We start from the raw sequence: 13,122 nt of genomic DNA, 5'->3' as shown, positions 1-13,122 counted from the left end.
GAACAGGGAGCAAGCAATGTTCAACCCGTCTAACGAAACGCATTTCAGCCTGACCGTCGAAGACTACGTAGGCGACCTGCAAGTGCTGTCGTTCACCGGCACCGAAGGCATCAGCCAGCCGTATCGCTTCGACCTCGAACTGGTCAGCGAAAACCCCGATCTGGACCTGGAAAAACTCCTGCACAAACAGGCGTTCCTGGCATTCGATCCGCAAGGCTCCGGCATTCACGGCCAGATCTACCGCGTCGCCCAAGGCGATGCCGGCAAGCGCCTGACCCGCTACAAAGTCTCCTTGGTGCCGCAACTGCAATACCTGCATCACCGCACCAACCAGCGCATCTACCAGCAGATGTCCGCGCCGAAAATCATCGCGCTGATCCTCGACGAGCACGGCATCAAGGGCAACGCCTACCGCTTCCAGCTCAGCCAGCCCTGCCCGGACCGCGACTACTGCGTGCAGTACGACGAAACCGACCTGCACTTCGTCCAGCGCCTGTGCGAAGAGGAAGGCATTCACTACCACTTCCAGCACAGCGAGAAAGGTCATCTGCTGGTGTTCGGCGACGACCAGACCGTGTTCCCGAAACTCGGCCAGCCAACGGCCTACGTGCAAGGCAGCGGCATGGTCGCCGACGAACCGGTGATCAAAGGCTTCAAACTGCGCCTCGAAACCCGCACCGGCCGCGTCACCCGCCGCGACTACGACTTCGAAAAACCACGCCTGCAACTCGAAGCCGCTTACAAACCCGACGGCGAAAGCACCGAACCGGATCTGGAAGATTACGACTACCCAGGCCGCTTCCTCGACCGCGCGCGCGGCAAATTCCTCAGCCAACGCGCCCTCGAACGCCACCGCGCCGACTACCAGCAAGCCGAAGGCCACGGCGACCAGACCAAACTCATCAGCGGCCACTTCCTGGAAATGTCCGACCACCCGCGCACCGAGTGGAACGACCTCTGGCTGCTCACCGAAATCGTCCACGAAGGCAAACAACCGCAAGTCCTCGAAGAGTCCGTGACCAGCGACACCACCGACAACAAAGACGACTTCCACCAGGGCTACCGCAACCGCTTCCTCGCCACCCCGTGGACCGTGTTCTACCGCCCCGCGCTGCAACACCCCAAACCCCGCGTCCTCGGCAGCCAGACCGCCATGGTCACCGGGCCCAAAGGCGAAGAAATCCACTGCGACCAATACGGCCGCATCAAAGTGCAATTCCACTGGGACCGCGAAGGCTTGGCGGATGACAAAACCAGCTGCTGGATGCGCGTTTCTTCGAGTTGGGCAGGGGATCGGTATGGCGCCATCGTCATTCCGCGCATTGGCATGGAAGTGCTGGTGACGTTCCTTGAAGGCGATCCCGATCAGCCGTTGGTGACGGGGTGCCTGTATCACAAGGAAAACCAGGTTCCCTACGAGTTGCCGGCTAACAAGACTCGCACCGTGTTCAAAACCCTCAGCTCACCGGGGGGCGGTGGGTTTAATGAATTGCGGATTGAAGACAAGAAGGGTGCGGAGCAGATCTTTATTCATGCCCAGCGGGATTGGGATGAAAACATTGAGCATGATCAGAAGATTCGCGTGGGTAACGAACGCCACGATACGGTGGTCAAGAACACCTACACCGAGCTTAAGGCTGAAGAGCATCGCACGACGATTGCCGACCGCAAGGTTGAAACGCGGCTGGATGATCACCTGACGATTGGGCAGAACCAACATGTGAAGCTGGGGACTGCGCAGCTGACGAGTGTCGGGAAAGAGATTCATCTGAAGGCTGGGGCGAAGATTGTTATTGAGGCTGGCAGCGAGCTGACCATTTTGGGTGGTGGGAGTTTCATCAAGCTGGATGCGGGTGGGATTACGGTGGTTGGGCCGGTGGTGAAGATTAATGCCGGTGGGTCTGCTGGGAGTGGGACCGGGATTGGCATTTTGGCACCAGGTTTGCCGTTGATTGCGGATCAGGCTCGGGCGGGGAACACGCTTAAATCAGGCACAGCAAACAGTGAGAAATTTGACGAGCAAATTCGTTTTGTGACCGGGACCGGTAAACCAATCAGGTCTGTGAAAGCAGCAATTATTGTGCCTTCCTCGGCCGCACCAAAAATTTCCAGAAGTAATGCAGACGGCCTTCACCCGCGGATCGAAACCGACGTTGAAGAAACGGCTGAAGTCCACCTTATGTGGGACGAACTGATTGTTCCGCCAGGCTCTGACGATTACGAAGCGAGTAGAAATAAATGAGCGCACCCGTAGCTACTTTTCAGACCAATAACCAGAGCTGCTCAGTAAAAGAGATTCCCCTTAAGTGCGGAACGTTGTGGGCGATGGGGCAGCAAGAAGCTATTCAGCGATTGAGTGTCTCTAAGACACGTTTATTTTCTAAAACGGCAAAAATGGAGTTGGTTTCAGATTTTAGTGCTCGCGCCGCGCGCATCGCGGCGGCGTATGCCGAATTCTATTTGGAACTGGGTGAGGGCGGGCAGCCTGATAAGAAAGGGCGCTTTTATTGGATGGGTTTGGCTGCATTTGCAAGTAAGCAGGTTAAGTGCGGTCTGGACTATATTCCTTCAGAGCCCTACCTGACCGCTCTAGTACCATTGCCGTTTCAGGTTCCCTACAAAATAGGAAAGAACGGCCTGGGGATGGGTAACTTCTGGTTGTTTCAAGATATATTTGTTTGGCACTGGTTCTATAAAAAATACCCTTGTCAGTTCATCGAGTGCTCTCCAACGCGGAATGCGCAAAGCGCAGAAGCACAAGTGTTAATAAACATAAATAGTTTGCCTTGGGCAGATGAGGCGTTGCCTGTATTAAAGAATTTGGCTCTGACGCCCTATGTGGAGAAAGGGTTCAATCGAATTAAGGAGTGTGAGGATGCGACGGATCCCGTTATAAAAAGGGACCTTCAAATGTCCTCGCTTCTTGCAATCGCTGACCACGAGCAACGAAAAATACTACAGCCTTTAATTTATGAAGGTTATCTGTTTAAAAAGGTGCTAACAACTCAAGCGGCACTTGAGGGTGCTCCCTTGGTGCCGTTGCGTGTGGCTTCATTTAGCTCCGCTTGCGACGTAAAGGATGAGGCATTAAGGGTTCAAATGACCAAGGGTGATCTATTCAGTGAATCAGATCGAATGGAATTTATTAAAAAAATTGCCGACCAATACCATAAGTTAATGGGCGATAAAAAGGATTATATGGAGCAGGAAATCGAAACCATCTCTACATGGAAAAACACCCAATGAAGTATTGTTTTTTTGTGTTGTTTTTTCTGTTGGCTGCTTGCGGTGATCCAGACAATATAGGGAGTAAAACGATGGCTGATAATCAACCATTGATTCAGATTCAGCTACGTCAAAATATCAAGGATCTGATTTCAAATAGTCCCTTGAAGTTTGAAGAAGAGTGTATGGCACAAGTGAATATGTGCTGGTACAAGATTGGCGCGTCTTTTAATAGCGAAAATCTGCCTTCAGTAGTTGTAGACAAAGATCTGAAACTTGATCACGTGGCCAGTGTCTCTATTGCAATTGATAAAGATGTTGGGCATGACATAGAAAACCTTGAATTGTCGATTAGGAGCTTGCCCGATAACAGCAAGCATGAAGCCTATCAGGGTTTTTTGTATGACTTGATAAAGGAAATTAAATCGGCAGGTTGGAAGCATTATTATTCCCCCTCAGATCCCAGGATTTCAGGCTCGCAAATAGATAAAGTTGCTACACCCAATAAAGTTTTGGGTGAGTATGTATTAAGTCATCCATGGCTGGATCCGGACTATAAGATTGATCTTGAACAGTGGTTGAAGGTAGACGATTTTTATAATTGGCATTTTTATAAAGATGGTAACCACCTAAAATTGCAGGCATGGAGACATGATTCTGACGATCAGCCAAAAGAACGCGGGACGTATCTAGTCAGTTTGAGCTTTACGACAGAACGTGAGTATTGGGTTGCTTCGTTTAGTGAGACTAAAGATAAGGCTCGATGGAAGGAACTATTGCCTGGACGTCTCGAGGAATTTAAGGAAATCAGAAATGTACGTGAAAAAAAGGCAATCGATGCTGGCATCGAGATAGATACGAGCTATCAAGATCCACCGATAAAGGAATTGGATTAAAAGGTAACCAAATTCATAAGTAAGAGGTGTTTTGTTGTAGGGCCGTCGGTGTTCATGCCGCGTCGGCCTTGCACGCTCTCTATATCAAATTTAAATAATAAAGCAGAGCAAAAGTGGCAAAAGCGGACGGATTTATTTAATTGACCGTGTTGTGTTGTGGTGCTCATCAGTAAATAAATCCGTCTACTTTTTAGTCGGGGTGGAGAAATAGAACTTGAAGTGGTACTGGATATTGCCGGTCTTATATCTCGTTGGATGCGATAGCGCCAAAAATGAAGGTGTGGGTAAAACTAATACTGAAACAGTAAGGATGAATGTTGAACTAGGCACTCCGGTTGAGGTTTTGTTGGCGAAAAGCCCTTTGAAGTTTTCTACTGATTGTTTAAGTGTCGTCAATATGTGCTGGTACGAAATCACGCACGGAGGTAAGGATCAGGCATTAATGAATGTGACTGTAGTTCAGCCTGAGAGTATGTTTAAAATAGACAAAGTTGTAGGTCTTGCTGTTGTTGTGGATAGCGAGGTTACTACGAATGTCGAAGAACTTGTCGTGACTCTTCGTGGATTGCCAGACAACAGCTCCCATGAGGATAACAAAAAGCTTATCTATAAACTGATTGCTGATCTTAAAGCGTCGGGCTGGAAAAAATACTATTTCCTTCTGATCCGAGGATTTCCGGTTCGGAGCTGGATAATTTTGACTGGAAGAGCAGCGTATTTGGAGAAACGCCACTCAGTCATCCGCGGTTTGATCCTGATCACGTAATGAGTTTGCCTGACTGGTTGGCAGGTGATGGGTTTTATGACTGGTATATGTATAGCGGTCAATACGTTACTCATGTGAAAGTGCAGAGAAGAAACTCAGCTGATGATCCGTCTCGGACGGGTGTCTATCTTATTAAGATAGAGTTCAAATCTCTGGATAACTTTTGGAGGACGGACTTCGAAGAGGATGTTAGAGCAAGATGGAAAGAATTATTTCCTGCTCATTTACAGCAGCTTCTCAAGCGTCGTTCGGAAACAGAGATTCGAGCTGAAGCCGCTGGGGTGAAAATTGATGAAAGCTACAAAGCTCCGGATATGGAGCGGATTCACTAAACGATGAACATGAGGGCGGATTTATTTCTATGCTACAGATATAAATTCATCCGTCTACTTTTTCCTTCTTAAGAGCAAAAATAGTGATTAAGGTCGGGACAAAAAGGGGGCGGATTTATTTGTAAAGTAGGTTTAGCTTTCGATAAATAAATCTGTCCCCATTTTTTTCCAGATTAGGTTGCTTAGATTTCATCTGAATAGATCAAGGATAGAAGACAGTGAAACGCTTTTTTTTAGGAGCTCTTTGTGCACTGACATGCCAGGCCGTTCTACCGGTTTCAGTCGCACTTGCTCAGGATGAGTGCACCGGCAACACCACAAGCCAACAAGTTGATAAGTGCTCTGACGTATCGAAGGTTGCTGCTGATTCACAGTTGAATACGAGTTATCACCAGCTGATGGCTCGACTCGAAACACAGTATCGAGCCGATCCGGACACGGGGAAGGGGTATACAGCGAAGGTCAAAGAAGCACAGCGCGCGTGGATAAAGTTGCGTGATGCGAACTGCCCACTCGAAGCGTTTGAGATTAAGCCGGGTACTTCTGCTTACGTGACGACCGTGAACAACTGCATCGCAAGAATGAGCCGCGAGCGTTCAGTTTTTCTAGACGACATTGCGCCCGACATCGTGAGTGGTTCGGCTGTTGGGCGCGAGTCAGATGTCTCGTGTCCATCTGAGAATTTTGTTCAATTTCTACCTGCGTTCTCCGCTAATGCTGAGTCGCAGAGGCGCCTCACTGCGGCGGCAGTGAAGATGCTGGTGTTAAAACGTACAGAAGACCCGGGCCGATTCGAACCGTCCATTACTGCGGTAACAGGCTCCAGTTTGGCGTTTCCGTTGATGGCCGCGATGGAAGGAAAAACTGAAGGGGTTGAGATCGAAACAGTCGATGATGCTCACGTGAACGTTGTGGATAAACGGGCCGGTAACAGCAACATCAAGATTTTTAACTTTGCTAAAAAGTCGTGCTGGTCGCTGGTGGGGATTGAGGATTGGTCGATCAGTGAGAAGGAGCTTGTCGCATCCGGTAGACCTGGAATGAACCGTGCTGAGAACCTTTGTTTTCAGCGTGCTGAGGGTTTGGGTGGGTTAGGGCTTCTTGAGCAATATCGTCTGACTAAGGAGTTGATTGAAGCGTCCTTGGAAAACTATGTCTGTGCTGCGGAGTCGGGTGATCCACAGGCGAGTTTGTCGGCGGCAAGATTGAGTCTTTCGCAGATGGCTCCTCAGCTAGATACCAGCAAGGTTGAGGCGTTGTTTAAAGCGGCAGCGACGACGCTGCCGGACGGGGCGCTGGGTTATGCCACTTATTACTGTAATGGTAACTCCACCGACTATGACGGCCCTTGCTTGCATCCCGAGCAGGCGGAAAGGGAAGTTTTTCGTGCGGTTTCCATGGGTTCCACAGATGCGATGAACTATATGGGTTTTTCTTTTGAGAGTGGCCAGTTGGGAACGAAGGATATGTCCCGGGCGTTGGCCTGTTATCAGCTGTCAGCTGACAAAGGTAGCCCGCAGGGTAGCGAAGGTGTGAAGCGTTTGGTTTCGCAAGGCTCAGACATAAAGGCCAGCCACTGCCTGTGAATTTCGCTGTGCAGATATAAACGTTGAAGAAGGGGGGCGCGAAGCCCCCGTTCTCTATTTGCGAAGTTGCTACACCTTCCCCCGATGCTCCACCGGATTCGGCGAATCAATGTGATCCAGCGCTCGCTCCACCAACAACCGAACCCCATCCGCCAATCTGCTTAGCGCCAAGGCTAAGGAGCGTCGTGCACCGTCCACGTCGTCGGCCAGGTTGGCGGCGATGGCGCTGATGGACAGCAGGTCTTCCGAGGCGTTGGCCAGGAGAGCTTCGGTGTCGATGTCGGGGGAGACGGCGAAGAGGTTGCCTTTGCGAGGCTTGGGTTTATCGCCGGGTGGTGGGGCGAAATGGTGGTCGAGCGCGCGTTCGGCGGCTTCGTGGAGTTTCTTCGAATCGAGGGATTCGTAGGGGGATGTGGCTTCGTTTTGTGGTGGATTGGGTGTTGGCTTGATCATAGATGTATCTCCTGGAATTAAGAGACCGACACCGTTTCGCTTTGCACTTCGAAAGTGGCGGCAGCTGTGCGTTGGTGTGCAAGACCGATCCAGGAACCGGCAGACCCGAAGGTCTCCGACGCACAGCTGCCATAACGATCCGCGAGCATAGGAAAACGCTCGACGAATAGCCATAAGCAATTGCGCACCTGGATTCGGACTTGCACGTCCGTGTCACCGATTTTGCGGCGACGAACAAAGCGTATCGATGAAGCCGAGGGCTGCCTAGTTCACGAACAGCACCACGTGTTGAAGGAAATATCCGAGGGAGTCGAGCGTAGAAAGCTTAAAATTTCCACGCTTTTAAACACCCTCGTTTCGTCAATGACTTGGTAGTCATCAGCGTCAAAAAGCACGGCATCTTCTTCTATCGCTGCACAACAGTAGCGTTCTCGCTTGAAGCCGCTACACTGCGCCGGCCGTTCACTTTTCTCTTGAGGCTGTGCGCATGAAATTTCGTTTTCTTCTGTGGATGCTGGGTTTGTTGATGGGTAAGGCCAGTCGGACTAATCCTGCGTTTCAGCAGCAGTTGGGTGACAAGGAATTGGTGTTCCAGCTACAGACCCTGGACGGGAAAGTGGCGCGGCATTTCTTTGTGAAGGATCAGCGCATTACCAGTAAGTCGGGCATGTATGCCGAGCCGGCGTTTGCGATTGCGTTCAAGGATGCGGCTTATGGCTTTGCCACGATGCAGGCGAAGAACAAGCAGTTGGCGTTTATGACGGGGATTCAGGACAAGTCGATTCAGATCAAGGGGAATCCGGCTTTGGTGATCTGGTTTCAGGGGTTGACCAAGTATTTGAAGCCGCGGAAGGCGAAGGCTAAAGCCAAGGCTTGAGGTTGATGATCAATCCTGTGGCGAGGGGACTTGTCCCCGTTGGGCTGCGAAGCGGCCCTAAAGCTTGAGACCTCGGTTGCATCTGATACATCGCGTTGGCTGGATTGCGACTGCTGCGCAGTCGAGCGGGAGCAAGCTCCCTCGCCACAGAGGTGTGGTGATTCAGAGATACCGCGTTGGATTCATCGCGAGCAGGCTCGCTCCCACAAGGGGTTGTGGTGATTCTGGTGGATCGGCGGGGGATTCTTCGCGGGCAAGCCTCGCTCCTACAGGGTTTTGGTGATCCCTTGTAGGAGCGAGGCTTGCCCGCGAAGCTTTTAGGCCTGGCTGAATTGTGAGGCGAGTTCGCGCAGCAGCACTTCAGCCTCAAGCACTTTGCTGACGACGTCGTTGGCTTTGTCGCGAGTCAGGCCTACGCGTTCCAGCAGCGCATCCGGGATGTCTTCATCCGGCCCTGAGCCGATGCCGCGGCTGCGCAGCAGGCGTACGGCCAGGCAGACGAGGTTCGGGTATTCGGCGTAGTCGCCGTCGTAGCTTGGGTCGTGCTGGAAGCGTAGCGCGGTGGCGAGTTCGTCGGGCATGTCCCAGTAGCGCATCAGCCAGGAGCCGATCTGTTCTCGACTGATGCCGAGCAGGTGTTGCTCGACGTAGCTGTGGCACAGGTGCGGGTTGACTTCGAGGTGACGGCAGATCAGCGAGAAGTGCGGCGGGAAGACGTGGGCCAGCAGCAGGTAGCCGAAGTTGTGCAGCAGGCCGGCGAGGTAGGTCAGGCCGGCTTCCGGGCGCTGGGCGCGGGGCATGGCGCGGGTCAGGCCTTCGATGACGGCGGCGGTGTAGATCGATTGCTGCCAGTACGGCGTGGTGTGTTGCGGGTGGTCTTTGGGCAGGCTCAGGGTTTTGCCCAGGGCCAGGCCCAGCGCGAGGTTGATCACCAGGTCGAAACCCAGCACGCGCACGATCGCATCTTCCACTGAGCGAATTTTGCCCGGCGACGCGTAGTACGGCGACGCGGCCCAGCTGACGACTTGGGCGGCCAGCGCCGGGTCGGTTTCAACCACGCCGGTGATGTCGTCGATGGTGGCGTTGGGGTCCACGCGCAACTTGATGATTTTCTGCGCGGTCTCGGCCAGCGGCGGAATTTCGATGGTGGCTTCCAGGCGTTGCTGGATGCGTCGCGCGGTGAACGCCTGGACGGCCTGGGTGATTTCCTCGCGGTCATCGTCGGGGCGGTCGAGGTTCGGGCGGATGCTGGTCAGGTTCTCGCCGAAGTTGGCGGCGCTGGCCTTGGTCAGCATGGTCTTGAAGTCTTCGCTGGTGATTTCCAGCAGCAGGCCCGGCTCGCCCGAGTTGATCAGCAACTTCGGTACGCGCAGCAGGCTTTCCTCATACAGGCACGGCGAACTGGTCAGCGCAGGCAGGCCGGGCAGCAGGCTCAGGTTGTGCTTGCCGAGCATTTTGACCAGGCGTTCGGTGGGCACCGCGGTGAGGCGGCGGCCGGTCAGTTCGGCGAGGCGATTGAGGTCCAGCAACTGGCTTTGCGGGAACAGCACCATCAAGGCGCCGACCGCGTCGTCCACCAGCACAGCCTGCACTTTGCGCGAGGCGTTGAGGCCGTGGTGGTCGAGCACTTCTTCGTAGGCAATGCCCAATTTGCCCAGCAGCAGCCGAATAACAGACGGAGCGTGCAGGGTGTCGGGGGCGAGGGCAGCTTCTGTCATGGTCTGTATCCGTATTCAAACAATTGCAGGAGTATAACCAGCTTGTTTAAAAGCATCGTCTACAAACTGCGACGGTGCTCACACTTGGCCGTATTGCTGCCCATGGCGCAGCCAGCGGTCTAGCAATGGGCTGACGTGGTCCGGCCAGCGCTCAAGCAAAGCCTGGGCGGCGTCGCGCACGGCGGGTAACAAATCGGCATCACGCATCAGGTCGGCAACCTTGAATTGCAGCAGGCCGGTCTGGCGGGTGCCGAGCATTTCGCCGGGGCCGCGCAGTTCGAGGTCTTTTTCGGCGATGACAAAACCGTCGTTGGTTTCACGCATGATGCCCAGGCGCTGACGGCCGATCTGTGACAGCGGCGGATGGTAAAGCAGCACGCAATGGCTGGCGGCGCTGCCTCGACCCACACGGCCACGCAGCTGGTGCAGCTGCGCGAGGCCGAGGCGCTCGGGGTTTTCGATGATCATCAGGCTGGCGTTCGGGACGTCGACGCCGACTTCGATCACGGTGGTGGCGACCAGCAGTTGCAGGTTGCCCGCTTTGAATTCGGCCATCACGGCGGCTTTCTCAGCGGGCTTCATGCGACCGTGGATCAAGCCGACCTTCAACTCGCCGAGGGCTGCGGTGAGGTCTTCGTAAGTGGTTTCGGCGGCCTGACAGGTCAGCTCTTCCGATTCTTCAATCAGCGTGCACACCCAATAGGCCTGCCGCCCTTCGGCACAGGCGCCGCGTACGCGCTCGATGACTTCGACACGCCGTGTATCGGTGACCAATACAGTGTTCACCGGGGTTCGGCCGGGTGGCAATTCGTCGAGGATCGAGGTGTCGAGGTCGGCGTAGGCGCTCATGGCCAGCGTCCGCGGAATCGGCGTGGCGGTCATGATCAGCTGATGCGGACACATTCGCCCGCCAACACCTTTCTGGCGCAAGGCCAGGCGTTGCTGCACGCCGAAACGGTGCTGTTCGTCGATGATCGCCAGCGCGAGGTTCTTGAACTGCACTTCGTCCTGGAACAGCGCGTGCGTGCCGACCACCATCGGTGCGCCGTTGGCGATCTGTTCCAGCGCGGCCACGCGGTTCTTGCCCTTGAGCTTGCCGGCCAGCCACGCGACTTCAATGCCCAGCGGCTCGAGCCAGCGCTTGAAAGTGATGAAGTGCTGTTCGGCGAGGATTTCGGTGGGCGCCATCAGCGCAACCTGGTAACCGGCCTCCAACGCCTGAAGCGCGGCGAGGGCGGCGACCACAGTTTTACCCGCGCCGACGTCGCCCTGAATCAGCCGCAGCATCGGTTCGTGCTGGCTCAGGTCGTAGGCGATTTCGTTGCCGACCCGTTGCTGTGCGCCGGTTGGCGTAAAGCCCAGGTTGGCCAGGTATTGCGCTGGCAACTTGGTGGCTTTCGGCATGGCGGGTGCGCGCAGGGAGCGCATGCTTTCGCGCAGGCGTTGCTGGGACAGCTGATGGGTCAGCAGTTCTTCGAAGGCCAAACGGTGCTGCGCCCAGTGATGGCCGAGGGCGAGTTCGTCGACGTCGGCGTCGGCGGGCGGGTGATGCAGGTAGCGGATCGCATCGGCCAGCGGCGCCAGTTGATAGTCCCGGGCCAGTTCGGTCGGCAGCCAATCGGGCAGGCTGGTGGGGCCGAGCATGGTCAGGGTTTGCATGCACAGTTGGCGCAAACGCTGCTGGGTCAGGCCTTCGGTGAGCGGGTAGACCGGGGTCAGGGTTTCATCCACTGGCGGCGGCTCGTCACCGGTAATTGCGCGATATTCCGGGTGATAGATTTCCAGCCCCGACGCACCGGGCCGCGCTTCGCCGTAGCAGCGAATCCGCGTGCCGCGTTTGAGGCCTTCTTTCTGGGCGTTGCTGAAGTGATAGAAGCGCAGACTGAGGCCGCCGGTGCCGTCTTGCAGACGCACGACGAGGCTGCGACGGCGACCCATGACCACGTCGGCGCCGCTGACGGTGCCTTCGATCACGGCGTCTTGCCCCGGTCGCAAATGGCCGATCGGGACCACGCGAGTGCGGTCCTGATAGCGCAGCGGCAGGTGGAACAGCACGTCCTGGAGATTCTCCAGGCCGACCTTGGCCAATTTCTCGGCCATGGCCTCGCCGACACCTTTGAGTGCCGTTACCGACACTTGCGACAACTCGGTCATGACAGCGACTTAAGCCGCAGCCACCGGCGCGGGCGGCTTGGCCACCGAGCACAGGCGAATGGAGTCAGCGAGGATTTCAATCGCTTTCGGCCGCGGGAAGCTCGCACGCCACGCAATAGCCACGGTGCGGAACGGCACCGGCGGCGACAGCGGACGCACTTCGATCACGCCGGGGGCGTAGTGATGGCTGTCGACTGCCGACAGCGGCAGGATCGAAATGCCGAGGCCGGACGCGACCATGTGGCGGATGGTTTCCAGGGAGCTGGATTCCACCGTGGTGTGCTTGGCGCCGTCGTTGCCTTTGGCCAGGGTCGGGCAGGCTTCCAGCACTTGATCGCGGAAGCAGTGGCCTTCGCCGAGCAGCAGCAGGCTCTTGTCGTTGAGCAGGCTGGCGTCGATGGATTCTTTTTGCGTCCACGGGTGCTGGGCTGGCATCAGGACATAGAACGGCTCGTCGTAGAGCTGCAAGGTCAGGACGTCGGCTTCGTTGAACGGCAGGGCGATGATGATCGCGTCGAGCTCGCCGTTGCGCAGTTTGTCGCGCAGCACGTGGGTGAAGTTTTCTTCGATGTACAACGGCATCTGCGGGGCGACCCGGTGCAGTTGCGGGATCAGGTGCGGGAACAGGTACGGGCCGACGGTGTAGATCGCGCCGACTTTCAGCGGGGCGGTCAGCTGGTTTTTGCCAGCCTGGGCCAGTTCGCGGATGCCTTGGGCCTGTTCCAGGACTTTCTGTGCCTGGGCAACGATGCCTTCACCGACCGGGGTCAGGCGCACGGCACTCTTGCTGCGCTCGAAAATCAGCACACCGAGTTCGTCTTCAAGCTTTTTCACGCCCACCGACAGGGTCGGCTGGCTGACATGGCAACGCTCGGCCGCGTGGCCGAAATGCTGCTCTTGGGCGAGGGTAACGATGTAGCGTAATTCTGTGAGAGTCATAGCAAGCGTCCATGAAGTTGCGAGCCAAGCATACCGGCTGCAATCGATAGACGCACGTTATCAGACTGAGTGTGTTGAGTGACACCGGGTAATGCCGGTTTGCCGCAGGCAGATACGTAAAAGGCACCTTTCGGTGCCTTTCTGGCTTTGCACATACCCTGTGGGAGCGAGCCTGC

General features: G+C 55.3%; 11 protein-coding genes. 7 read left to right on the top strand and 4 right to left on the bottom strand.

Annotated features, from left to right (window positions below; translation table 11 throughout):
* Positions 1–16 precede the first annotated feature (16 nt).
* The 6 genes from ACA070_RS30435 (at position 17) to ACA070_RS30410 (ending at position 6,805) form a co-directional block, all read left to right on the top strand.
* Positions 17–2,242, top strand: coding sequence for a type VI secretion system Vgr family protein (locus tag ACA070_RS30435; RefSeq protein WP_497449477.1), 2,226 nt, complete (start codon positions 17–19; stop codon positions 2,240–2,242).
* The gene (locus ACA070_RS30430; protein WP_497449476.1) at positions 2,239–3,246 is read left to right on the top strand and encodes a DUF2515 family protein; all 1,008 of its coding nucleotides are present in this window, start codon (positions 2,239–2,241) and stop codon (positions 3,244–3,246) included. The genes ACA070_RS30435 and ACA070_RS30430 overlap by 4 nt, the downstream gene beginning before the upstream one ends.
* Before the next feature lie 71 nt (positions 3,247–3,317).
* A complete protein-coding gene (locus ACA070_RS30425) occupies positions 3,318–4,121 on the top strand; it encodes a hypothetical protein (protein WP_497449475.1) in 804 nt (267 codons plus the stop codon).
* 214 nt (positions 4,122–4,335) lie between these two features.
* Positions 4,336–4,887: a hypothetical protein gene (locus ACA070_RS30420; protein WP_497449474.1), complete on the top strand. Its 552-nt coding sequence runs from the start codon at positions 4,336–4,338 to the stop codon at positions 4,885–4,887.
* Positions 4,887–5,219: a hypothetical protein gene (locus tag ACA070_RS30415; RefSeq protein WP_497449473.1), complete on the top strand. Its 333-nt coding sequence runs from the start codon at positions 4,887–4,889 to the stop codon at positions 5,217–5,219. Before ACA070_RS30420 ends, ACA070_RS30415 begins: the two co-directional genes overlap by 1 nt.
* Positions 5,220–5,437: 218 nt before the next feature.
* The gene (locus tag ACA070_RS30410) at positions 5,438–6,805 is read left to right on the top strand and encodes a lysozyme inhibitor LprI family protein (RefSeq protein WP_497449472.1); all 1,368 of its coding nucleotides are present in this window, start codon (positions 5,438–5,440) and stop codon (positions 6,803–6,805) included.
* A 69-nt stretch (positions 6,806–6,874) separates the two neighbouring features.
* Here ACA070_RS30410 and ACA070_RS30405 read toward each other — a convergent pair whose 3' ends face one another.
* Positions 6,875–7,258, bottom strand: coding sequence for a DUF6124 family protein (locus tag ACA070_RS30405; protein WP_497449471.1), 384 nt, complete (start codon positions 7,256–7,258; stop codon positions 6,875–6,877).
* A 487-nt stretch (positions 7,259–7,745) separates the two neighbouring features.
* Between ACA070_RS30405 and ACA070_RS30400 the strand changes: the two genes are divergently transcribed.
* On the top strand, positions 7,746–8,135 hold the full coding sequence (locus ACA070_RS30400; RefSeq protein ID WP_497449470.1) for a helicase: 390 nt from the start codon (positions 7,746–7,748) through the stop codon (positions 8,133–8,135).
* Between the two features lie 317 nt (positions 8,136–8,452).
* On the opposite strand, the gene ACA070_RS30395 is transcribed toward ACA070_RS30400, so the two are convergent.
* The 3 genes from ACA070_RS30395 to ACA070_RS30385 all read right to left on the bottom strand — a co-directional run bounded on the left by ACA070_RS30395 (position 8,453) and on the right by ACA070_RS30385 (position 12,946).
* Positions 8,453–9,853: an aminoacyl-tRNA deacylase and HDOD domain-containing protein gene (locus tag ACA070_RS30395; protein ID WP_497449469.1), complete on the bottom strand. Its 1,401-nt coding sequence runs from the start codon at positions 9,851–9,853 to the stop codon at positions 8,453–8,455.
* Positions 9,854–9,931: 78 nt separating this feature from the next.
* A complete protein-coding gene (gene recG, locus ACA070_RS30390) occupies positions 9,932–12,007 on the bottom strand; it encodes an ATP-dependent DNA helicase RecG (protein ID WP_403099836.1) in 2,076 nt (691 codons plus the stop codon).
* A 9-nt stretch (positions 12,008–12,016) separates the two neighbouring features.
* Positions 12,017–12,946 (bottom strand): hydrogen peroxide-inducible genes activator, encoded by a 930-nt coding sequence (locus ACA070_RS30385; RefSeq protein WP_497394197.1) that lies wholly within the window; start codon positions 12,944–12,946, stop codon positions 12,017–12,019.
* Positions 12,947–13,122 lie beyond the last annotated feature (176 nt).

Source organism: Pseudomonas sp. LBUM1678, from assembly GCF_059695575.1.
The sequence above is the reverse complement of the archived record's forward strand: the minus strand, read 5'-3'. Positions and strand labels throughout refer to the sequence as shown.